Below are 22,209 nucleotides of genomic sequence, written 5' to 3' on the forward strand. Positions count from 1 at the left end.
GCTGTATCAAGTAGCCCTGGCATGGCCGCAATCATGTCATTTGTCTTAAATCCGCCATCGCCAAAAACTGCATACCCTCAGCGGCTTGACTTGCGGTGAATACTGTTTCAGCGCCAAGCCTTTTGGCAGTATCAGTAAGTCGCTGCATTTCCTCGACCGAAGCACCGGACATGCACCAACCCTCGACATTGACGATTCAAATCTGCTGCAAGCTTGATTGATGAACCCATTCCTGCCGCGAGAACGCCGCCTGCGGCCCCATGGCTACGCCGGCAAACGGATGCTGCCGGACGCCTGGTCAATCTGATCCAGCGCCTTCAAAGAGCCGTTGGAGAAATCTCCGTATTTTTTTCGAGCTGGTCCATTTCCTTTGCTGCCCGCTGGGCGGCTTTGCTTTGCCTGTCTACCGCCTGCGTGACGCTGTTAGATGCTTGCCTAACCCTATTGCCTGCGGCTGCAGCCTGTTCCTGTGCAATACGCCATTTTTCATCCGCTTTTTGGGCACGCACAGCGGCAGCCGTAGCCTTTTCGTTTGCCGCCTGTGCTCTTTGTATCGCTTTGGTAACCTTCTCTTGCGAGCTGGTAGATACCGCTGCGACCTCAGCAGCTTTTGCTGTTGCAGCTCTTGCCCTCTCGGTCGCCTTGGCTGCCGCGTCATTTGCCTTCTGCAGCCGGTCAGCGGCCTTCGTCAATCGTTCATTCGCTGCTGCAGCCTTATCAGCCGCTTTCGCAGCCTGGGCTGTGATGCCTTGTGACTTCGATACAGCGAGGCCATTGCTCCCGATTTTTGCGAAACTCCTTGCATCGCCTTTCCGGCCCGCCCCATGCTCGACTCCATCCGCTCAACACTTTGGAGTTTGTGCCGGAAAGCTTGTTCAGGCTCTTATCCAGCGTTTCAAGAGGGCTGGTACTTATGTTGTATCCGACATCTACTGTTAATTTGCGGAGTGACATGCGACCGCCCCTTATTTTTGTTTGTTTCTCTGGCTCTGGGCATGTAGGATATCGAGTGCAGCGTTTGCCTCATTAAGATCGTCCCAATCCATTTCGCATGCGTCGGAATACGTAATACCACCATCAGACAAAACAACGCGCCAGAAGGCCCAATTCTCCTTGGCGCGTTGTTTATATCTCGCACTACTTGTCGCTGGGCGGGTTCAAAAATTCACTGCTGCCAGCATTACATCGTCAAATACATCTGGGTGCTCGTCAAAGTAATCCCAATTCACCTTTGGCTGCACAATGACGTGCGTCATCAATTCTTGATAATATTTTTCCTCGACGAGTTGCCCACTCTTATTTTTGGATCGGTCCCGCAAGCGGACGGACTCCCGGACACCTGGATGCTGGAAGGTATACTCTACGCCTTGAATTTCAACCGTTGTCTGTTTCTTTGACATTTGAATCATTCTCCTTAGTTATAGTGGAATAAAAAAAGCCGCCTTCATTGGCGACTAGCTTTCAACCGTATAGTCCAAACACCTGCAGTTCAAACTCCCGATCCTCTGCCTCGTTGGAATAGCTAGCCGTGGCCGGTTTCTTTACTCGCGCCCGGCTGCCGCCAAACTTCTCCTTCGGTGCGCCGTTATATATCACCCACACGGGCCCATTTTCTTGGCATTAGCCACTGGTTGAGGAATGACACTGAAGGAGAAGTTTGCTGAAGTGTAATCGTAATGGTCCCTAGTGGGTTGTTCACTTCGGACACACCACATCTCCCTGTGCTCCAACCGATGCCGCGAAGTTGTCCTCGTCCTTCTCGCCTTCACCATAGACCCCTCGGCAAAGCCGGTAATAAATGTCCATCGACCGTGACTGTGACATCCATTGCATCATAATTCGTTGATGCTGCCATCTATCCTCACCTCACCCTTAAAATTTGATAGAGCCTTTTATTTTCACACTGTGTACCGCTCCGGCCAGTTCAAACTCAAAAGAACCCTCGTTGTATTCCCGCGTTGCCCGAATGTCCGCCGGATCTCTTCGCGCTTTTTAAAATACACCGAATACAATGGCAATCCTTCTCGTCCGCCGCGATGATCCCGTTGTTGAAGCATCCTTCAGTACGCTTGTGCATTGTCCTTCAATAAGAGCAATGCCCGCGTCCGTGAATGGGATTTTCGGCGTATTGTTGAGCAACTGCTGTAGCTGATACTCCATATTAAATTTCACGTAATCCTTGGCGTGGATGATATCAATGTATACCCCCGTGGATGTCTTGCCCTCACTTGTCCCGCCACGCCCGGCCTTTCGAAATATGCCACGGCTCCGGCGTCGTGGATTTCTTGAAGCTCCGTGGCTGAAATTTCAAGAGGGCTCAATCCTTTGATCTCTTTAAACTTCCATGTCACGGAACCAACGGGAGCCGCCGCAACTGCGCCAATCCATCCGGCCTCCGGGTAGGCATTGGCGCAGTTGTGATAGAATACAACGGTCCGCTCCATGGCTTGCCGCCTGGATCGCCTTGGCGTCCTCGATATTGTCCGTCCGGTGAAAAACATCTTCGAGCCATCCAATTCGATGACATCTGCGATCTTCAACACCTCTTCCCGGGCGTTGCTGGTACATATCAGAAAATACCAATCTTTATCGAGCAGCTTGGCGAGGTGGTCTGCAAATACTGTTCTTCTTCGTTTGCCGTATCTCGGCATGCAATTGCGATTTTATCCGGCCGCTTGTCACCCTGAGCAAAGATCGACTTTGCGGCCAGATATTCCGGGGAAGTCTCCTGGAAGTCCTTCAGGACCGCATCCAACTCGTAATAATACTTGAAATCATGCCCCTTCGCCTTGGCGCCATAAATCAACGCGTACCAAAGCCCAGCCGCCCAATCGGCTGGACAAGGTCAATAGTAACCGTTACATCCTTCAGTGCGCTCATCCGCCTCACTCCTCGTATAGTATTTCCTAAAGGCAGTTTTGAGTCTTTTTCCAGTCCTTTATAGTAACATAGAATGCCTTCAAATTTCCAGCTTGCACATTGAAAATTAATATGGGGACTGGACTTTCCGGAATGTCTCTGGACAATGGAACTTAGGGTTCCATTCGGGGAAATTCGTCTCCCTCCTGTAGTCCAATCTACTTTTTAAGTCTGTTTCTCCGGTACTCGCTTGCACTTCTTACCCGCTGGCTGTTCCCTTCGGCAACTCATGCCCGACTGTAGCAGCGTCGGGCAGCTCATGAACCGAAGCGTGTTCTCATATGCGAGGGTGATTGATCGGCGAGTGCGCCGGAGACAGTCCGGAGAGTCCGTTCCCTGAATCCCTTATAGAAAGGAGGAATTCTCTTGAAGCTTTTGTCGGTATTGACGTCAGTTCCGAAGAACTGGAAGCCTGTTTGATGAAATCGGATGGCGACCCCTGGAGACCTTCAAGACCACCAACAATCTGCACGGCGCTTCTTACTTGCGGGATCGCATCATTTCTGCTGCGGTCAAGACAGCCTGCTTCTGAGGTTCATATCGGGCTTGAAGCCACATCCGTCTACAGTTGGCATCCAGCCATGTACTTGCATGAGGATGAGGCCCTTCAACAATTGAATGCCAAGGTGTTCACCATTAATCCGAAGCTGATTAACAAATTCAAAGACGCTTATGCCGACCTGGACAAAACCGATCGCATCGATGCCTGGATCATTGCAGACCGCCTGCGTTTTGGCAGACTCACGACGACTATCGTGATGCAGGAACAGTACATCGCCTTGCAGCGGCTCACTCGCATGCGATTCCATCTCGTACACAACCTTACCCGCGAGAAGCAATACTTTTTGCAAAATCTGTTCTACAAGTGCAATGCTTTTCGCGCGGAGGTGGACAGTTCCGTGTTCGGCCATGCCATCATGGAAATGCTCTCGGAAAAGTATAGTCTGGATGAGATGGCGAATATGGATGTCGCCCGTTTGGCTGACTATCTCAAGGACAAGGGGAGAAATCGTTTCCCCGATCCCGAACACGTCGCCCGCTGTATTCAAAAGGCGGCTCGGGCCTCGTACCGTCTCTCGAAGGTTGTCGAGGATTCCATTGATTTGGTGCTGGGCACCTCAATTCAGTCGATCCGGAGCATCCAGAGTCAGCTTAAAGAGCTCGACAAGGCGATTGAGCGCATTTTAGACGGCATTTCCAGCAGCCAGTGCCTCCGTTCCATTCCGGGCATTGATCGGGTCTATGCCGCAGGCATCCTGGCCGAGATCGGCGACATCGACCGCTTCACGGATCAAGCCGCCTTGCCAAGTATGCGGGTCTGACGTGGCGCAAGCACCAATCCGGCTCCTTCGAGGCGGAAGATACAAAGCGCATTCGTTCCGGCAACCGATTCCTTCGCTACTACCTTGTTGAAGCTGCCAACTCGGTAAAAAACCGCGACCCGGAATTCGGGGAGTACTACCGGAAGAAATTCAATGAAGTCCCTAAGCATCAACACAAACGTGCCCTCGTCTTAACGGCAAGAAACTTGTGCGTCTGGTCGATGTGCTGCTACGCAACGACCAACTCTATACGCCCAGAAGGAAGGTGAAGCCGACAGAGCAATAATGCCTTGGCTCATGAATTTTCTTCTCTAATTCCCAGTTAAATTATGGTATTTTACTTAATTTTCGACTGGGTCTAGTTTGGTGATGCCTTTTTTGGGATTGATCCTGCTGCACGCCAAGGAAATTTTCCAATTCTCATCAATCAGGGACTTGACATCATACCGCTGGACTTCATTTTGATTTTTTCGATCATGTCTTCGTCATATTCGATTACATCCACCATTCGCAGATGCACATCGAAGCCTATCCTGCGCTCGTAATCATAAGTAAGCAGCGTGTCACGCGCTGTCGTTGCTTCCAACTTGACGACGACAATGCCTGCATCCTTTAGCAGGTTGCGCCCGATACCCTGAAACCAGTCCCGAGCCTGTCCTGATATCCGGTAACCGTCTTGACTCGACTTTGCATAGCAGGTAATGGAGATGGTTACCCTAGCCAGTTTTTCGATCCTGTGCCTATCCTCGCGGATTGAATGAACACCATATGGCGACTGATCAACGTATGGCGCAACGAAAGTGAATCCGATGAATGGGTATGGAGGTTGCGGCACCGCCTGATCCTGCATTTGAACCGTCACCCCAAGATAGTTACGCAGCGGCCCCACGAAGGCGGTTTTAATCTGTTGATGGTCTATCAAATAAACTCACCCGCTTCAGCACGTAACGATTGATCGCCGTATACTCGGCGTAATCGTTTTTATCATGCACTTTGTACTTGAGCCCTCCATGTAGCACCTCCGTTTGTAAGGGGAGCTCGCGCTTCGTATACAGGTGTCTATCCTCTTCGGTGTACATGCCCCCTGATTGGATCACGGTGCGTTGCGGAAGGGCCACAATTGCCCCGTAGTCCGTGACCGTTTCCGACTCACCGCCGGGAATCCAATCCCCCGTGGATTGATCCAAGTGCCACTCCGTCTTCACAATCACCTGAAAAGGCTTCGAAAGCGACGTAACAGCCCTTCAAACTGCCTTGGATTCATTGCATATGCACCTCGTATTCCAACGTGTCCATCAGCTTCTTTTCGTCTATCAGAGGATGATTCCCGCCCTTCAGCTTTTGCGTTAACTCCGAATTGGGCACGAAGGATCCTTTTTCAATGTGCGCCTGAATGTGCTTTTTGAGTTCCTTTGCTGCCCGCTCCAAAGCCCGCTCTGGCGTGATTGTGCCGGCCAAAGCTTGCCCGACAAGAGACTGCATAAGCCTCGCAAGCGCCCCTTCGTATGCGTCATATCCCGCACGTAAAAACGGCCGCTCAGGAATAGAAATGAAATGGGTGTCATCGCGTAGATGAACACCCATGGTAAGTAGTTTTTTTCTCATTTTGTCGGTTACCGGTATGTTAGCGCCGTACTCGTTAAATATCGCCTTGAGCACCTGTTCGCGGTCGCCTATCCAACCAACCTCGGCACGGGATCGCGAGAGTCTTTCCGCTTGCTGCTTATGCTTTCGAAATTGCTTCTTGTCCTCTTTTACCTTGAGTCGGATTCGCATCAGTACCACCGCCCAACATATGGGGAGATAAGCGCAGTTACTACAGGCGGCATGTCCTTTTCCGTCTGTTGTTGAGCATAGGTAACGGACATTTCCCCTAACTGCTCTTTCTGGATACCGACCGGGATGAATTGACGTTCATGAAGCGACTGAGCATACATCATACAAGCAAGCTCCAACGTTTCAGGCAATGTTCGCGGTTCCTCTTCCTTAGCATCTCCAGGCAATACATACCCACCAATATAGGTAACGGACAGATTGTGCTCGCCGCTAGGCCATCCATATGACCGATACAACCTTCCATCACCGACACTTTCGTAATCGGTAATATCACCGCCGCGAGAGGTTATGGACTCCACCTTGTGAATGGGATAGTTTCGCAAATTGATATACGGGGAACTGTCATACCCACTCAGGATCTCCGTGTAGGCCTGTTTACGAAAGGAGCGCCGGCAGTAATTTTCTATGCCTTGACTGGCGACCATCAAATATAATAGCAATTCATCGTCATTGGCTACATCGCCCATATGGCTCTTAAATCGTTCCAAGGTGCAAAGCATGGCTTATCCCCCTTTGCCAAGCTCTTCCCTAAGCTTTTTGATTTCCTGATCCACATAGGATTTATCAACCAATTCAATAGCCTTTCCATCTTTAGTTATCTTGCCGTCCTTGGTTATCGCCAGTTCCCCGCCTATATATAAAATATCGCCGGTTGAATAGTTTTTGGTCATGTACCCCATGATGATTGCCCCTTTCCGGGAGGGCAAGCCCTCCCCTTATTTATTCGCTGACTGGTACATCGGTCAAGATAACAATTGCATCCTCGTTTGCCGGCTTTCCGTCGAATCGCTGAATCACGCGGGTAAGTGTTGTGTCATTTTCAAATGCATCGCCGCCCACGTCCGTCGTCTTAGCTTCTAACGACTTTCTATCGAAGAAATAGTAGCCGACCTCGAAATTGCCGAATGCAATCTTTGTCTTTCCGTTTTCATTCTTGATGTCGTCAAAGATCTCAACCTGGAAGCCGAACAGCGTAAATACATCCGCCTTCGTTGGATCAGGCACAAGGACACTTTTACCATCCGAATACTTAATGTCTGCAAGCGTCTCGGTGGCCGACGTGTTCATTACAAACTTAGCACCTGCACGATACGAAGCATCGACCATGTTTTTAAGCTTGCGGAGTGTTTTCACGTCAACCTCTGCAGGGCATTTCAGTGTACGATATTGCGTCGAAGTGAAGATGCCTTCGCAGTCGTCCTCACCGCCTGGGCCGTAGAAAACTTCGGCGTTTTCGGTGTTAAGTGAAATCTCGCTGTACCAGTCCCGCAACTCCTCATCAATGCTTACAGCACTATCGGCCATAAGTTCGTTCGTCACCTCAAAAATACCGGCATACTTACGAACCTTATAGTTAATCTCACTGTATTGCGGCGTGTCCATTTCGTCAATTTTGGTCTTTTCTCCAACCTTCTTCATACGCATGTCTGTGCCGCGACGCTTCGGCCGGCTACCCGAAAGAGTGCCCACTGTCTTGACTCCAACTAGATTACGAACGGATCGCTTCGTCTTTTTCTGCTTGATAATATCGAACGAAATATCTTCCGGTACGAGAATGCCCCCACTTGCCTTCTCACCTTCCGACATCGAGCGAGCTTGAGTTTTCATTTCCTTCAGCGCTCGTTGTTCATCATCCGTCAGCTCTGCGTCTTTCCCGTACTTGATGTACTTCTGGAATGCGCTGCGATACTCTTTTTTAATATCGAAAGATCGCTCATCATCGGCTTTTGGTTCATCGATAGGTGTAGTTTTTCCGCCGGTGTCTGTTGCTCGCAACTCTTCATGTAGGTCAATTTGCTTTCGTAGTTCTTTGGCGGCATCCGCAGCAGCCCGGGCTTCCTCCAACTTCCCGCCATTCGTCAGGTTGCGGGCTTCATCCAACTTTGCCGCCAGTTTCTGGCGTAACTCGCGTTCTTTTTCGTCCATTTCAATTCCTCGCTTTCTGATTTTGGGTATAAAAAAATCGGCCCTTTAGATCCCCAAAAGGTCGATTTCAAGAAGTAACTTTTCTTGTTCTTGTTTCCTGCGTAGCTCATTTTGGTAACATTCCAAACTGCGGTTGGATACTAGCGATTCAGCTTGCACATAAGCCGCGTATGTGACGACACTAACATCAAAAACACGTTTTATTTTACGAATGGTTCGATTGTACAATCCTGATTTTTCGTCATAAATCCACTCGTCACCGTCATTCTCATAGTCGATCCTGAATGCGAAGCTTGACTGGTTGATATCGCCCCGCTTCATCACCTTGATAAGGTCGCTTGCGTATGTTGTATCTGGCGGATCAACCTCATATCGCAGCCCGAAGTCATCAACGGCCAGTCTCAAGGTGCCGGATGTTGTTCGCCCGAGGACTTTGCCGCTCTCATGGTCAATCAGACAGCGGACGTCGGACATGTCTGCCTCATTAATGGCCTTGGGATCTATCCGTTCGACAAATCCGCCAAGGTCCTGCGACCAAACATTGAACCGCAACCCGTATCCAACGATTCGCGGAGCTGATTCTTCATTATCTGCTCTTAATTCAACCTTGTTCGTCAGCATCCGGCGTTCCTTTTCCATCGTCCTCACCATCTTCACCTCCCCCCCTCTGTATCTTCGCTGTTCTTTATTCCTGCTTTCATGAGCTGGTACTGTTCTAAAATATCAAGTGTTGTGTAGTTCAAACTCATATAATGCTTGTCGCCTATAGGGCCGATGCCGTCTTCATCTTCCAATTCCAGCACCTTATTTATTGAATAAGGCCCGATCTGGATCATGTTCTTATAAAATTCTGCCCGACTCTTCGAATCGCCTCGCAGCTCACTGGTTACGTTGAACTTCGTATAATAAACCCGCCGTTCTGTACCAGTGAATAGCTTCCAGTCAATTTCCTGCTCCCAATTCGCAAAGATAGGCTGGAGAGTGCTTTTTACATACTCCAGGGAGAGGTTTTCCATATTGCTATATTTAGTGTCCGTAATCCCTAATTTGTAAGGCGGCACCTTATATATCTTGGCAACCTCTTTTATCCCTAATTGGGCCGTCTCAATGAATTGAGCATCCGCCAATGGCATACCTAAGCTTTGATAGTCGAAGCCTGCATCCAATATCGCAATACGATGAGCATTAGTCAGCCCGGAATTCGCCTTCTGCCATTCGTCTCGAACAACTTCCCGGGCAGGCTTATCAAGCGGCTTCGGAGTTTTGAGAATGCCCCTCGTCGTTGTCCCGCTGCTGTAAAAGCTGCCGATGAATTTTTTCTGTGCTTGCTGTACACCAATTTCCTCCCGGATGACTTGTATTGGAGTGATCCCCTTGAGCCCCGACTTACTGATCGACTTGAAATGCAGTACATCCCAATGCGGCAACTTTCTCGTTTCTCCATTCGGCAAGGTTGTAATGTACCATACTTGTCCGGTTTGGGGATCAACGTGAACATCAGTTTTCGACGGGTTAAGGGGCCACAACGCCTTGGGCATGCCATTATATGGGCCGCTTGTATGCCACTCAATGTTGGCATATCCATTTCCCCAGGCCACAACATGTACCATCATTAGTTCCTTGAAGATGTAAGCCGTCATGTATGGGTTGGGCCTGCTGCCAAGCAGTTCAGCGACGGGGTGACTGCTATCCTTTTCGCGCCCGCCCTTCTTTTTCCGGTAGACATGGATCGGAAGTTTGCCGATATCACCGCCCAGGATGCTTGCACAGGTATAAACATTACTATTCATTAGGGCCGATTCGCTGGTGACACGCTCGCCGCTGGCCGTTTTCTTTCCCCCAAACAGGTCCAAAAACCATGACTTGGGATTCTTCAAGTCCGATGTATCTTCTGAACGTCTGTGAAGGAATTGAAACCAGCCCATACGAAAGAATCTATTTCGCCGCAATTCTTCACCCCCTCCCTAGAACGAGAAATCTTCACTTAATACATGCTTGTTCAAATCTTGCTCGTTACCCGAAATGTATACTCTGACATGTGCATTTATTAATGCGGCTGCCGGGTCGATACGTTCAACACTCTTTGCTTTGTCCAGCATTATATTATCCTGTGCATCCACTTTAACAATTGCGTTTGCCATCGCCCAACCAAGTACAGGATCGTTTTCATGAATGACCTGCCCCATGTAGACGCGCTCCCTGAAATTTTTGGTCGGAGCGTTCAGCGTTTTAATGCCCTGCCTAATCTCGATCATTACAAATCCTGCGTTTGCCATTGCCGTAGAGAATTGCGTTGCATTGTATGGGTCATAACATATTTCTTTGATGTTCCAGCCTCGCCGCTCTGCTTCTTGTGGGATATAGGCCATTACAAAGTCATAATCAACTACCGCGCCAGGCGTCACCGTTAGCCACCCTTCCTTTATCCATAGGTCATATGGCATCTTGTCCGACTGTTTACGTTCAGCCAGCTTTTCCTCTGGAATAAATGAGTGACTAAAGACGGCTAGACGTCCGTCCGGCAATTCTATGTCAAAGCTGCAACTGGTTAGGTCAGTTGTACGTGACAAATCGATTCCAACAACCGCATCTAGTCCGTTAGTGTCCGGCATCGGATTGTCCTTCGTGGTACCGCATGCTTTCCACTTGCCCATGTCCATGTAGCCGGATAGTTTGGCGTCTACCCATACGTTCATGTTCTTAATTTTGAACGCGACCATCTTTTCAGGATCTGCCAGCGCCATTTTCAACTCGCTTCGCAGCATCTTGAGTCCAGCCGGGTAGCTTGCGACAATAGGGTTTGCTTTAATCCAGTTGCGTTCATCGGTAATGTCGTCATCTTCGTCCAACTCATTGACCATAGCAAAGTATTCGTCATTTTCTAGGTCAACATTTGGATCGAGCAGCTTTGATACAAAGTTGTACTCTATTCGATAACATGGATGGTTCAGATTTCGTCCCGCGGTCGTGATAATCATGAGTAACGGCTCTTCGCGGGCTATCATACCGGATGCTAAGACGTCGTAAAACTCCGTGGTTTTGTGTAGGTGATATTCATCCACAATCCCACATTGTACGTTTGTCCCGTCACCTTCTTTGCCATCCTCTTTCGAGAGAGCTTCCATAAAGGATTCTGATTTAAGGTGCTGGATCTGCCCGTTAGCTATCTTGATGGTTCCTCGTCTAATGAGTTCAGAGCAACCTTTTAGCATTGCGGCAGCTTCGTTCCAAACAATCTTGGATTGCTTCTTTTTCGTGGCAGCACAATAAACCTCGGAGGCATATTCCCCGAAGGCGATGGTTTCATATGATCCAACGCAGGCCAGTGACTGCGACTTGGCATTTTTTCGCGCTACCTGCCAGTAGGCTTTATTAAACCGCCGATATCCAGTATCGCGATGCACCCAACCGTAGATATTTCCGAATACAAACTTCTGTATGATATGCGGTTCAATATGCTGCCTTGCTAACGCGCCTTTACGGTGTTTGAAAAGCCGCATCCAGTCCAAAAAACGCTCCGCGTACTCTTCGACAAAGACATAGGGAAAATCGCCTGTATCTTGTCGTTCAAGGTCGCGCAGGAACCGCCTACACGCCTGTTTATGCTTCTTGCACGCTACTATTTCACCGCTTATGACTTGCTCGGAATACGAAACTAGCTCATCAAGAATCATATATCACCGAAACGATCCGTCACCGGATCAGATTCTTTGGGCTTCTCGTCTTTAAGAGCTATTTTTGTTCTGTCATAAACGGTTAAACCGAACTTACTTTCATATGCTTGGAGTAGCTTGATGGTAGAATTCAAGGCCGTTAGCGCCGGATTCGTGACGTAGGTTATACCTCCGCGCGAATTTTCATTTACTAACGTATATCCCTTTTCCTCCACTTCGGTTCGAAGCTCCAGCATTCGGGCATGTAAGTCACAATATTGAGCAAGTCCATTTACATCTAAATTCGTCAGCAATTCGGTTTCTTCAAGCTGCTTTACCAAGTCTCGGAACATTTTTTTTGCCTTATCATTCAGCCAAGCAGGCGCTCGGATGCGATCCCTTCTTAAGCGGCTGCTTATTTTCTGTTCCTTGTCCTGTCGCTCAAACTTCTGCTTTTTCGTCAGATGTCCTTTTATCAAATGCAGCGGTTTCGGATTCCTCCCCATCGTCACGTCACCTCCTTGCGTACCCTAAATTTGATTTCAGGAAATTTTCGTGCGCTTGAGGGGGCAGCGCTCAACGCCTCATAGCCTCACGTTTTTGACCCTAGGGGGGCGTCATCGGAACCACGACGGACTGTATCAATCGCGGTTGGTCCCCCACACCTAGGACACCTCAAGCCATCTCGTACCTTGTGACTTCGTTCGACGTAACCACAATCCTTATCCAAGCAATAGTGAGTCGTGAGTTTTTGTTTCACAATGTCCCTCCTTCCTATAACGCTCGTCTGCTTTCCTCCCGCTTTCAGTAGCTCCTATCAAGTCAGTAACCCCTATCCTTCCATCACTACATGAATGCATCCCTATTAAGCCAACACTACCACCCCATTCTTTAGGTAGTGGCTCACCCATCGTTATGTTCACAAACGCAATCATGACATCAGGTACATGTACATTCTTTTCAACAGCGCCGCACTGCCTGCACTTATATAACAAGAATCCCGAACTCAACCCCTAATCCCTCCATCCCCTCGAATAAAGAAGCTCCATTCAAAGCGCGTATGATGCTATGAGCAAGGCTGTGATCGCTGTTATTCTAGCTGCCCGCCCATAATTACGGGCATCTATTTGTTTTTCCAAATAGCGAGCATTGATTAATATAAGGATCACAATCGAAACCTTAATAGCAATCGTTGTATAGTCCATGACCGAAACCTCCGTCCTCTTTGGCCGTCTTCCTATCATGACATCGCTTGTTCATTGGTTGGTGGTTCTCTGGGTCCCAGAACAAGTTGTAATCTCCCTTGTGCGGTTTAATATGGTCCACGACATTGGCAGCCAAAGGAACCTCTTTCCTTAAACACTCTTCGCATACACATAGCGGATGGAGGGCGAGGTACTGTTCCCGGTATTTTCGCCAGCGCCGTCCGTATAGTTTGGCATATGAGCGGCTTGGCATCGCTTGTGAAGCTGCTGCCTTGTGCTTCTCGCAATAACGTTCTGTCGTCAACTCCGGGCACCCCGGCTTACTGCAGGGTCGCTTAGGCTTGGGTGGCATCTTCATCCCTCCAACATCTCAGCGGTATCAGGCATGTTTGTGCCACTCCATCCCACTTGCCCCACTCGCAGCGCCGGCACTTGTCTGGCTGTTCCCGCTCCGATGCACAATCAGGACAGTTCAGCGTTTCGAAGAATCGGATCTTCTGCTTCTCTTCATCTTCTCCCCTGAATATCTCAGTACGGTACTTCGTGTGTCCGCAAGCGTGTGTTATTTTGACACAACGCTGCAGCCTGTCATGTCTTCCTGCCATGTCTGCGTTCACCCCGGTTCCTTAGTACGGCCTTTTCCCTATATGCCGTAACCCTAATCAGCCATTTCAATAGCTTCATTCCCTCTCACCATCCTTTGCACCAAAATAAAAAGCCGCTGAATATTCAGCGACTCAATAAACAATTCGTTTTGCATGTGGATCGGGAGCATAATAGTCCTCCTGCTCTTTCCCGGCCAACCGATCACGTTTAAGCTCGTCCAAGGCATCTTGTATGTATGCTTCGGACACCGTGCAAAGTGTTGTTGGACGATATCCAGATGCAATAAGCTGCTCGATTCTTTCCTTTGTTGTTATTTCTCCATTCACGGCTACATACGAACCTGGTTCCAAATCTTTAAGGTTGACTGCTTCCGTTGTTCTTCACCCTTTCTGAGCTAATAAAAAAGCACCCTTTTAAGGATGCTCAATTAACCATACTCCATAGACGCATTTTGCTTTTAGCCTTCCATCTTCACACATGCGCTGGACCGTTCGTACGTTCATGTTTTTCATTTCCGCGTAACCCTTCACGGTCGTCACACAGTCCAGCGGTGTTACTTTCCCTCTATCACCCAAGGTTCAATACCTTTCGCGTCTGCCTCTTTACCGTAAATCGTGATTTCTCTTTGTTTAGTAACTTTGTCGCGTTTCCACTCCAGATGTAACTTTATAATTCCTCTGTCCGCTTCGTATTCTTCTGCGGTATATTCTCGTGTCGTCCCATCCGGCGACATCTTGACTTTCTTGGTACCTTCTGGCGCGTACTGCACCCACGAAACCTTAGCTTTTGCGGGGAGTACCACCGAATCCCCGTAATAATCAGACACATAAGAAATACGGTCAATATTTTTTATGATAGCGTCCTTTAAATCTGAACCCTCAATAACAATTGTCCAATCCCCACCTACTGTAGTTCTCCGATCCTGGCGCTGTACCTTGAATTCCATTTTAATTTCCCCTCTCGTTTTTTGTCGTATGTACGACTTCTTGATTCAAGAATAACATTATGTACGTCAATACTAAAGCGGAATTTTTTACACGCCATAAAAAGTGCCGCCCCCGAGGGAACGGCTTTATAGAGAAGGAGGAGCAAATGATAATTATTTCACACTACCATAGTAACATCTTATAAGGCGTGAATCAGTGGCATCTTAGTCGCATGACTGCCAAATTCCATCAACTCCGAAAAACAGCGCTGTTAAGGCATTTGTTGCCGCTTTGATGTCTCGGAATACAGTACTTCTATCGACAGAGTGGCATTCGGCAATCTCATCCGCCGTCATTTTTTCTTTGGAAATGTACATCTTGTACACCGTGTCATACCGCCTCAAGTCTTCTGCTCGTCCGGTTGACTCACACAGCAATTGATAAACCTTCAGCATCTGGTCAACGAATTTAACAATTGCCAAGGTTCGTTCTTTGGAACGTTTTATCGACTCGATGGCGAAATCTTGATCTAGCATATCGGCCTGTTCCAGCATATCAATTTCGATCAACTCAGTTTTTAGACTATCGGTATGAACCGCGAAACGTCGATAGTTCTTCAGAAGCAACCTTGTATTACGAAGGCGTCTATCTCGTTGGCTCTTCCGCTGTTTGTCTTGTTCCTTTTGTACAAACTCTATTGCAACACGCGCAGCAATCTCCGCAACTTCTGCCTGATTCATCCTTTCATCCTCTCCTCTCTTTCCCGCTTCTGCCCCGCTTCCATGTAATCAAACAAGTCCAATTGTCCATCCGCTGGGATGTAGTCCGCCGCGTCTATCACATACCCACGGAGCAGCCATGCCGGATCAACCTCTTGGGATTCTTCCGCCTCTCCCTTTATGGGCTGGCCGGCTTTTCGTCGCTCGCCGCTTTTATACCGGCCGTCCCATGTCTGATCGGCCAGTTCCGTCCACACCCAATATGACCGTGCCTTTACTTTCCCCATATCCTGTCATCTCCATCGAAAGGCCCAATGTCTTCCCCATAAGATCCTTTGTATACCTCTCTATCGTGATCCCAACAGTGCCGGCACATCTTTCCCCCATTCGGTGCCCTATCGAATATGTGCGGTTCGCGTAGCTCCTTCCGGACTTCGCCGCACCATGCACATTCACCGCCGCCCGTATACTCTGCCATGATTCGGTTGAATTGTTCTTCCTCCAATTGCACTGTGCCCACTACGGGAGCCGTGCTGATTTCTGCAAGGTCGAACGTTTCGGGAAGTCCCGTGTAGCCTTTGGCCCTGAACTGATCATCATGGTCATGCAAATCTATTACCAGACGGTCATCCACAAGCTTGAGATCATAATATCTATTCATCCCCTATGCCTCCCTGCCCCTGGGTTGCCAATTCCACAGCCCTTGTTGTCCCTTGGCTGGAATCGGCACTGGAAGCTGCTTAACGTCGGTCAGTTCCCAGGCATAGCGTCCGTCGTCATAGTAACCAAAAGCCTCTTCCCTTTTACCGATCGAATCTTCCCGCATCTCGTTACCGCCGTCCCGCTCCAGGATGATGTCACCCCGCAAGCACCGAGAGACGGACCAGCATTCGGTCAATTCAGCAATTGCCACCACCGCGCCAGTCGGTAACTCGTCCGCTGTATACCCATATTCCGCAAGAGTAGACTTTATCGGCTCTCTCTCACAAGCTTCCCGGTCCACCTTCTTCCCTGCGTGGATTGCCAGCGGACCGCGGTGCTTTGTTGCCCAGCTTCTAGTTTCAAAGTGTTTGGCGCCGATTGCGATCAACGTCGCCCAGGGCTGAATGATTGTTATGGCCTTCATGACTGCTTCCCCTCCTATAACCAACTAATCTGCACTAATACTTTTCCACCACTATGCAATGGCAAGTCGAATCCTGTCATTTTACTGTCTGCGTATTTTGCAAATGGTATTGTATACCCTTCTTCTTCAAGCACAGCTATTAACAATTCTTCTAACGCCTTTATTTCTTCTGATTGTTTTTTATTCATTTCCATTCCCCTCCTGTATGCGCTTTATAAGCTTGACAGCTTCGCTTGCCGCCCGTGCAGAGTCTTTGTCTGTGCTGTGGTCCCGTATGGATTCTAATGATTGTATAGCGTGAGTAAGGAGGTTTTCTTTTTTCTGTAAATTAAAGATAAGGGTATAAGTGGTGCGCAATTCGTTCTCCCCGTACTCTTTCCAATACTCTGCGTTTTTCTGCGCCGATTCTGCTATTTCCCGTTCACGTTCGTACATCTTGCGTAGACGTTCTACTTCTTTCCATGCTGCTTGCTCTGATTCGAGCAAATATTCAAGCCTATAGGACTCATCAACATATCCATCCCCGTACACCCACAAAAATTTCTCGATACTGGATTTCAGCCACGAACGCTCTTCATCCGTCAACCTTTTATTCATTTTCTTCACTCTCCTCGCTTCTGCATCTTGATTTGCTTGATATAGGCGTCAAACATTGTTTCTATCCGTCTTTTTGCTATGTCCACGGCCTTTTTGTATCTCTCGTGTCGGGCGACTGCTATCCCGGCCGCAACATCACTCACGACATAATTGGCATACGCGCCTGGCACGTGGCGGATAAAGAAGTGGAGCCCGCGGTGCTGGAAGACACGTTCCCCGATTACTACTTGCCGCCGCCCGCCGTTAATGGCGATGTAGAATTGCTCCGGCCGTCTCAGTTTGCGGATAGGCTGCTTAGTGACTTTACGGCGTTTCTGCTTCTTCGGTCCGTAGACTCGCCGCTTACGCTCCTGTCGTGCCATGGCAGCATCGGCGAAGGCGACCATATCAATTCCTGTTACGCTACCAAAGTCATCCCTAGCACCATCGAAGAACCGTTTTATCTCCGTCCGAAAATCCAAGTCGTTCCGCGTCTCCATTTGTTCATACCACCAAGGCTGGAACTCGGTAATATATTTCCGGTGGTAGAAAAATGCAAACTCGCCCAGAACCTTGTCGATATAAAAGTTCGGAATTGGTGCGCCTGTCTGCAGGCCATTCGCCACCCGTTTGAAATACTTTTTACGCAGCCGTTTTTTCGCCTGTTTCATCCCGCTTCCTCCTCGTATAGTATTTCCTGAAGGCAGTTTTGAGTCTTTTTCCAGTCCTTTATAGAAACATAGAATGCCTTCAAAATTTCCAGCTTGCACATTGAAAATTAATATGGGGACTGGACTTTCCGGAATGTCTCTGGACAATGGAACTTAGGGTTCCATTCGGGGAAATTCGTCTCCCTCCTGTAGTCCAATCTACTTTTTAAGTCTGTTTCTCCGGTACTCGCTTGCACTTCTTACCCGCTGGCTGTTCCCTTCGGCAACTCATGCCCGACTGTAGCAGCGTCGGGGCAGCTCGTGAACCGAAGCGTGTTCTCATATGCGAGGGTGATTGATCGGCGAGTGCGCCGGAGACAGTCCGGAGAGTCCGTTCCCTGAATCCCTTATAGAAAGGAGGAATTCTCTTGAAGCTTTTTGTCGGTATTGACGTCAGTTCCGAAGAACTGGAAGCCTGTTTGATGAAATCGGATGGCGACACCCTGGAGACCTTCAAGACCACCAACAATCTGCACGGCGCTTCTTACTTGCGGGATCGCATCATTTCTGCTGCGGTCAAGACAGCCTGCTCTGAGGTTCATATCGGGCTTGAAGCCACATCCGTCTACAGTTGGCATCCAGCCATGTACTTGCATGAGGATGAGGCCCTTCAACAATTGAATGCCAAGGTGTTCACCATTAATCCGAAGCTGATTAACAAATTCAAAGACGCTTATGCCGACCTGGACAAAACCGATCGCATCGATGCCTGGATCATTGCAGACCGCCTGCGTTTTGGCAGACTCACGACGACTATCGTGATGCAGGAACAGTACATCGCCTTGCAGCGGCTCACTCGCATGCGATTCCATCTCGTACACAACCTTACCCGCGAGAAGCAATACTTTTTGCAAAATCTGTTCTACAAGTGCAATGCTTTTCGCGCGGAGGTGGACAGTTCCGTGTTCGGCCATGCCATCATGGAAATGCTCTCGGAAAAGTATAGTCTGGATGAGATGGCGAATATGGATGTCGCCCGTTTGGCTGACTATCTCAAGGACAAGGGGAGAAATCGTTTCCCCGATCCCGAACACGTCGCCCGCTGTATTCAAAAGGCGGCTCGGGCCTCGTACCGTCTCTCGAAGGTTGTCGAGGATTCCATTGATTTGGTGCTGGGCACCTCAATTCAGTCGATCCGGAGCATCCAGAGTCAGCTTAAAGAGCTCGACAAGGCGATTGAGCGCATTTTAGACGGCATTTCCAGCAGCCAGTGCCTCCGTTCCATTCCGGGCATTGATCGGGTCTATGCCGCAGGCATCCTGGCCGAGATCGGCGACATCGACCGCTTCACGGATCAAGCCGCCTTGGCCAAGTATGCGGGTCTGACGTGGCGCAAGCACCAATCCGGCTCCTTCGAGGCGGAAGATACAAAGCGCATTCGTTCCGGCAACCGATTCCTTCGCTACTACCTTGTTGAAGCTGCCAACTCGGTAAAAAACCGCGACCCGGAATTCGGTGAGTACTACCGGAAGAAATTCAATGAAGTCCCTAAGCATCAACACAAACGTGCCCTCGTCTTAACGGCAAGAAAACTTGTGCGTCTGGTCGATGTGCTGCTACGCAACGACCAACTCTATACGCCCAGAAGGAAGGTGAAGCCGACAGAGCAATAATGCCTTGGCTCATGAATTTTCTTCTCTAATTCCCAGTTAAATTATGGTATTTTACTTAATTTTCGACTGGGTCTAGTTTGGTGATGCCTTTTTTGGGATTGATCCTGCTGCACGCCAAGGAAATTTTCCAATTCTCATCAATCAGGGACTTGACATCATACCGCTGGACTTAGAGGGCCCGAAGGCCCCTTAATCGAACTTGATTTCACCTTCAACGTATCTATTCAGGCATTCCGCACAAAGCAGGATTTCACCGGATGCTCCATCTTCTTCTGGTTCATATTGCAAAGAGAGGACTCTCCCTTTTACTTCCTCGCATTGGCTGCATTTTTATCCCGCTTTAAATTCCATGTACATGTTTCGCACTCTCCTTCGCCTTTTGTAGCTGCTCATATATCCGATCCCGTTCCTCTGCGGCCGCTGCCTCGGCTTTTTCGAGGGCTTTCCATTCACTTTCCGTTTCGACAATCCCTGTCTGGGTGTGGTCATCAGATAGGCAACACCACTGCCCATCTACATGTATTTGCGGTGCCCAAAAGGTTCTGCATGTTGGGGGCATCCGGTCAATTAATTGAGTGATCTGTTTCGCTCTAAACCGTTTCATTCCGTTCTCTCCCCTTAGGGCGCTGTGCCCTGAATGATAATCCCGTGCCTGAATAACCCTTCTTCGCCCGGCTCCAGTGGCGGCGGCATGCGGTCAAGCGGTAGCTGGAGAAGTGTCTTTCCGCTCTTGCTGAGGCCCGCCCGCCGGAAGCCCGCGGCGTGGAAGCAGCCGCCCCGCAGGTGCTGCCCGACGTATGTTATGATGCCGTCCGATGGCGGTAGCCCCCACAGGTGCCGAGTAATTCCGAGCGCCAGGACAATGAGATGCGAGGACAGATATGGACCCTCGTTCCGGAACATGGTACATTCCCATGCGTTCCACCCATCATCCCTTATGCCGGCCCATGTCACCCATAGCGCCTGTTCGTCCTCAGTCAAAAGCACAAGGTTCCGCCCTGGCCGGCAGAATTGCGGCGTTCCAGGCTTTTGGCGTGTATAATGCCTGTCTGCGAGTCGTAGCGCTCGCCAGTCAGCTTTTTGTATTTGAGTCCACATAGGTCCTCCTATAGATTCAACACGAGCTGGCCGGCCCGCGAGGCAGCCACCGGATTGATCCAAAGGACTTCCTCCCGTGCTGCGCCCGCCTCGGCCTTCGCCTTCTTCGTTTCCCTATTCCAGTGCCGCAGCCGGTCATCATAGAGGGGATGGGCGTATCCGGACAACAGTACCGGCCCCGGATGCTGATCCAGTGCGTCAAGCAGTTCGGCATGGTCGGCCTCCGTCATCTCGCATCGATATAACCGGTTGCTTCTCGTAGATAGAATGTACGGTGGGTCGCAGTATATTAAACAGTTCTTTTGTTTGTACCGCTCAATAATAGCGGTAGCTGACTTATTCTCGATTTGCACCCCTTGCAGCCTCTCTGTAACTTGAAGCAACTTTTCGGGTAAGCCCCCCCATTGCCAAGCTGTAGTTTTGCTAGGAGACTTATCTGCTTGAACATGGCTCCGCCATCCCGTTCGATCGCTCGTCTTCGCTCCAATGGCCTGCCAAGTCCGAACCAAGAAACGTCTTGCGCGTTCGAGATCATCTTTTGCCGGTTCATATGATCGGTAATATTCATCTCGGCTGTACGGCGTCCAGTATATGGCCCTAGCCAATTCCTCCGGTCTCGTCCGCACAATCTCAAACAGATTCGTAACCTCGCCATCTAAATCATTTACAGTCTCAATGGGCGAACGTGGCTTATTGAATAATACAGCTCCGCTACCAAGGAACGGCTCCAAGTATGTCTTGTGCTCTGGCATATGGGAAATGATCCATTCTGCCATGCTCCACTTGCTGCCGGGATAGTGTAGTATCCGTGGTATGCTCATGCTCTCCCCTCCCTGCTGCAGATAAAGTCCTCTATTGCTTTGATAGCTGCCAGAATCGGATAGACTTGTACCGGATCTACGGCGTTACCCAGTGCCTTAAGCCGCCCTACCCGATCCTTAACGCCGGTTGCCACTCGCGGCGGCTCCCATTCGTATTGTGGCTGTCCTAATGCTGCGGGCCATTTATATCCGTCCAACCAATTGGAAAGCCCATCAAGCATTCCACCCAGTCTGGGTTCAATTGACCATTGTTGTTCGGCTCCAATACTTGCCCCTTGATGTTCCCCCGTCGAATTTCCTCTTCCCATCTTTGAGATCCAAATGGGCTGCTCCCCTTGTGCATTGATGCCGTCGGCGTTCCCCACATTTTTACTGCACCCGTAAGGGTCGGCGTCGGCTTGCTGCGATCCCCCCGCGAATATTGATAATCCCCTGCCTCTCTCGAACGGGGCGTCGGCCAAAATTTCACCGCATCGTTCAGATTCTGGCTCCATCCCTGATTCTGCTTCCGTTCCTGCCTGGGAGAGTCCGGATTGTCTCCGCTGCGAAAGTCCCGCGCCTGTGGTGTCGGCCACATCTTGACCGCTGAATGCAAGTCTGGTGTTCTCCGTTCTCGTTCCGATGGACAATCTCCCCTTAAAGTCGCCTTCGGAGTAGGCCACAATGAAGACTCTATCTCGTCTATTCGGGGCACCGACGGCACAAGCCGGAATAACAACCGGTTGCGCGGTGTAACCGATGCTTTCCAAGTCAATAAGCACATCGTCGAGCCCCAAAGTGATGTGACCAGCAACGTTTTCACCAACAAACCAACGGGGCCGGATTTCCGATAGGAGTCGCTTAACTTCCGGCCAGAGGTGGCGGTCATCTTCCGCGCCTCTTCGCTTCCCGGCATTACTGAAAGGCTGGCAAGGGTATCCGGCTGAAATAATGTCAATTGCTCTACCTGGGCCGATGATTCCATCCCGTTCTAGTACCTCCCTCGATAATGTGCATACGTCGTCGTATATGGGGACATTGGGCCAGTGTTTGCGTAATACTCTTTGAGGGAATGGCTCACGCTCACAGAAGGCCACTGTCGTCATCCCTGCCCATTCCGCAGCAAGGTCTATTCCCCCTATGCCCGAGAATAGGCTTAGCTTGTTCACTCTAT

The 22,209-nt window shown here is 49.6% G+C and carries 30 protein-coding genes and 1 pseudogene; 2 read left to right on the forward strand and 29 right to left on the reverse strand.

The features are described from left to right. Window positions 1-317: 317 nt before the first annotated feature. The 5 genes from OCY70_RS22750 to OCY70_RS22770 all read right to left on the reverse strand — a co-directional run bounded on the left by OCY70_RS22750 (window position 318) and on the right by OCY70_RS22770 (window position 2,806). On the reverse strand, window positions 318-692 hold the full coding sequence (locus OCY70_RS22750; RefSeq protein WP_261948804.1) for a hypothetical protein: 375 nt from the start codon (window positions 690-692) through the stop codon (window positions 318-320). A gap of 465 nt (window positions 693-1,157) precedes the next feature. Next, window positions 1,158-1,400: a hypothetical protein gene (locus tag OCY70_RS22755; protein WP_261948805.1), complete on the reverse strand. Its 243-nt coding sequence runs from the start codon at window positions 1,398-1,400 to the stop codon at window positions 1,158-1,160. Between the two features lie 295 nt (window positions 1,401-1,695). After that, on the reverse strand, window positions 1,696-1,824 hold the full coding sequence (locus OCY70_RS35845) for a hypothetical protein (protein ID WP_315973931.1): 129 nt from the start codon (window positions 1,822-1,824) through the stop codon (window positions 1,696-1,698). Window positions 1,825-2,168: 344 nt separating this feature from the next. After that, window positions 2,169-2,540 (reverse strand): hypothetical protein, encoded by a 372-nt coding sequence (locus tag OCY70_RS22765; protein WP_261948806.1) that lies wholly within the window; start codon window positions 2,538-2,540, stop codon window positions 2,169-2,171. 29 nt (window positions 2,541-2,569) lie between these two features. Next, window positions 2,570-2,806: a hypothetical protein gene (locus tag OCY70_RS22770; protein ID WP_261948807.1), complete on the reverse strand. Its 237-nt coding sequence runs from the start codon at window positions 2,804-2,806 to the stop codon at window positions 2,570-2,572. 532 nt (window positions 2,807-3,338) lie between these two features. On the opposite strand from OCY70_RS22770, the pseudogene OCY70_RS22775 reads away from it, so the two are divergent. Continuing rightward, window positions 3,339-4,510, forward strand: a pseudogene (locus tag OCY70_RS22775) (IS110 family transposase). Window positions 4,511-4,668: 158 nt separating this feature from the next. On the opposite strand, the gene OCY70_RS22780 reads toward OCY70_RS22775, so the two are convergent. The 21 genes from OCY70_RS22780 to OCY70_RS22880 form a co-directional block, all read right to left on the reverse strand. Continuing rightward, a complete protein-coding gene (locus tag OCY70_RS22780; protein ID WP_261948808.1) occupies window positions 4,669-5,163 on the reverse strand; it encodes a phage neck terminator protein in 495 nt (164 codons plus the stop codon). Next, on the reverse strand, window positions 5,141-5,428 hold the full coding sequence (locus OCY70_RS22785) for a hypothetical protein (RefSeq protein WP_261948809.1): 288 nt from the start codon (window positions 5,426-5,428) through the stop codon (window positions 5,141-5,143). Before OCY70_RS22785 ends, OCY70_RS22780 begins: the two co-directional genes overlap by 23 nt. A gap of 73 nt (window positions 5,429-5,501) precedes the next feature. Beyond that, entirely contained in the window at window positions 5,502-6,017 is a 516-nt protein-coding gene (locus tag OCY70_RS22790; protein WP_213430764.1) for a hypothetical protein, read from the reverse strand. Then, window positions 6,017-6,577: a phage gp6-like head-tail connector protein gene (locus OCY70_RS22795; RefSeq protein ID WP_213430763.1), complete on the reverse strand. Its 561-nt coding sequence runs from the start codon at window positions 6,575-6,577 to the stop codon at window positions 6,017-6,019. Before OCY70_RS22795 ends, OCY70_RS22790 begins: the two co-directional genes overlap by 1 nt. A 3-nt stretch (window positions 6,578-6,580) precedes the next feature. Then, entirely contained in the window at window positions 6,581-6,757 is a 177-nt protein-coding gene (locus OCY70_RS22800; protein ID WP_213430762.1) for a hypothetical protein, read from the reverse strand. A gap of 40 nt (window positions 6,758-6,797) precedes the next feature. After that, window positions 6,798-8,003: a phage major capsid protein gene (locus OCY70_RS22805; RefSeq protein ID WP_213430761.1), complete on the reverse strand. Its 1,206-nt coding sequence runs from the start codon at window positions 8,001-8,003 to the stop codon at window positions 6,798-6,800. A 45-nt stretch (window positions 8,004-8,048) separates the two neighbouring features. Continuing rightward, a complete protein-coding gene (locus tag OCY70_RS22810; RefSeq protein ID WP_213430760.1) occupies window positions 8,049-8,642 on the reverse strand; it encodes an HK97 family phage prohead protease in 594 nt (197 codons plus the stop codon). Window positions 8,643-8,656: 14 nt separating this feature from the next. Beyond that, complete coding sequence (locus OCY70_RS22815) at window positions 8,657-9,880, reverse strand: phage portal protein (RefSeq protein WP_249725570.1); 1,224 nt, start codon at window positions 9,878-9,880, stop codon at window positions 8,657-8,659. A gap of 87 nt (window positions 9,881-9,967) precedes the next feature. Next, entirely contained in the window at window positions 9,968-11,677 is a 1,710-nt protein-coding gene (locus OCY70_RS22820) for a terminase large subunit (RefSeq protein ID WP_213430759.1), read from the reverse strand. Beyond that, the gene (locus OCY70_RS22825) at window positions 11,674-12,162 is read right to left on the reverse strand and encodes a phage terminase small subunit P27 family (protein WP_213430758.1); all 489 of its coding nucleotides are present in this window, start codon (window positions 12,160-12,162) and stop codon (window positions 11,674-11,676) included. Before OCY70_RS22825 ends, OCY70_RS22820 begins: the two co-directional genes overlap by 4 nt. Window positions 12,163-12,378: 216 nt before the next feature. Further along, complete coding sequence (locus OCY70_RS22830) at window positions 12,379-12,666, reverse strand: hypothetical protein (RefSeq protein WP_261944632.1); 288 nt, start codon at window positions 12,664-12,666, stop codon at window positions 12,379-12,381. A gap of 39 nt (window positions 12,667-12,705) precedes the next feature. Further along, entirely contained in the window at window positions 12,706-12,861 is a 156-nt protein-coding gene (locus OCY70_RS22835; RefSeq protein ID WP_213430757.1) for a hypothetical protein, read from the reverse strand. Then, window positions 12,836-13,219, reverse strand: coding sequence for an HNH endonuclease signature motif containing protein (locus OCY70_RS22840; RefSeq protein ID WP_315973932.1), 384 nt, complete (start codon window positions 13,217-13,219; stop codon window positions 12,836-12,838). Before OCY70_RS22840 ends, OCY70_RS22835 begins: the two co-directional genes overlap by 26 nt. Window positions 13,220-14,020: 801 nt before the next feature. Further along, window positions 14,021-14,413, reverse strand: a complete 393-nt coding sequence (locus OCY70_RS22845; RefSeq protein ID WP_261944630.1) for a hypothetical protein — start codon at window positions 14,411-14,413, stop codon at window positions 14,021-14,023. 204 nt (window positions 14,414-14,617) lie between these two features. Then, entirely contained in the window at window positions 14,618-15,133 is a 516-nt protein-coding gene (locus OCY70_RS22850; RefSeq protein WP_213431360.1) for a hypothetical protein, read from the reverse strand. Continuing rightward, the gene (locus OCY70_RS22855) at window positions 15,130-15,399 is read right to left on the reverse strand and encodes a hypothetical protein (RefSeq protein WP_261944629.1); all 270 of its coding nucleotides are present in this window, start codon (window positions 15,397-15,399) and stop codon (window positions 15,130-15,132) included. The genes OCY70_RS22850 and OCY70_RS22855 overlap by 4 nt, the downstream gene beginning before the upstream one ends. Then, window positions 15,387-15,773, reverse strand: coding sequence for a hypothetical protein (locus OCY70_RS22860; protein WP_249725677.1), 387 nt, complete (start codon window positions 15,771-15,773; stop codon window positions 15,387-15,389). The genes OCY70_RS22855 and OCY70_RS22860 overlap by 13 nt, the downstream gene beginning before the upstream one ends. Window positions 15,774-15,776: 3 nt before the next feature. Then, a complete protein-coding gene (locus OCY70_RS22865) occupies window positions 15,777-16,238 on the reverse strand; it encodes an ASCH domain-containing protein (protein ID WP_213431362.1) in 462 nt (153 codons plus the stop codon). Window positions 16,239-16,252: 14 nt separating this feature from the next. Further along, window positions 16,253-16,426 (reverse strand): hypothetical protein, encoded by a 174-nt coding sequence (locus OCY70_RS22870; protein WP_213431363.1) that lies wholly within the window; start codon window positions 16,424-16,426, stop codon window positions 16,253-16,255. Continuing rightward, window positions 16,419-16,835 carry a hypothetical protein gene (locus OCY70_RS22875; protein WP_213431364.1) on the reverse strand — a complete coding sequence of 139 codons (417 nt, stop codon included), beginning with the start codon at window positions 16,833-16,835 and terminating at the stop codon, window positions 16,419-16,421. The genes OCY70_RS22870 and OCY70_RS22875 overlap by 8 nt, the downstream gene beginning before the upstream one ends. A 5-nt stretch (window positions 16,836-16,840) precedes the next feature. Further along, window positions 16,841-17,485, reverse strand: a complete 645-nt coding sequence (locus OCY70_RS22880; protein ID WP_261944628.1) for a hypothetical protein — start codon at window positions 17,483-17,485, stop codon at window positions 16,841-16,843. Window positions 17,486-17,892: 407 nt separating this feature from the next. Here OCY70_RS22880 and OCY70_RS22885 point away from each other — a divergent pair, with 407 nt between their 5' ends. Then, entirely contained in the window at window positions 17,893-19,137 is a 1,245-nt protein-coding gene (locus tag OCY70_RS22885) for an IS110 family transposase (protein WP_261944499.1), read from the forward strand. A 618-nt stretch (window positions 19,138-19,755) separates the two neighbouring features. Here the strand turns inward: OCY70_RS22885 and OCY70_RS22890 are convergent. From OCY70_RS22890 to OCY70_RS22900, 3 genes are all read right to left on the reverse strand, one after another. Beyond that, window positions 19,756-20,124 (reverse strand): hypothetical protein, encoded by a 369-nt coding sequence (locus OCY70_RS22890; RefSeq protein ID WP_249725676.1) that lies wholly within the window; start codon window positions 20,122-20,124, stop codon window positions 19,756-19,758. 119 nt (window positions 20,125-20,243) lie between these two features. Next, window positions 20,244-21,056 carry a DNA adenine methylase gene (locus tag OCY70_RS22895; RefSeq protein WP_213431348.1) on the reverse strand — a complete coding sequence of 271 codons (813 nt, stop codon included), beginning with the start codon at window positions 21,054-21,056 and terminating at the stop codon, window positions 20,244-20,246. Continuing rightward, window positions 21,053-22,204, reverse strand: coding sequence for a DNA cytosine methyltransferase (locus OCY70_RS22900; protein ID WP_213431349.1), 1,152 nt, complete (start codon window positions 22,202-22,204; stop codon window positions 21,053-21,055). The genes OCY70_RS22895 and OCY70_RS22900 overlap by 4 nt, the downstream gene beginning before the upstream one ends. Window positions 22,205-22,209: the final 5 nt, after the last annotated feature.

The sequence above is a fragment of the Paenibacillus melissococcoides genome, from assembly GCA_944800085.1.
Classification (GTDB): Bacteria; Bacillota; Bacilli; order Paenibacillales; family Paenibacillaceae; genus Paenibacillus_B; species Paenibacillus_B melissococcoides.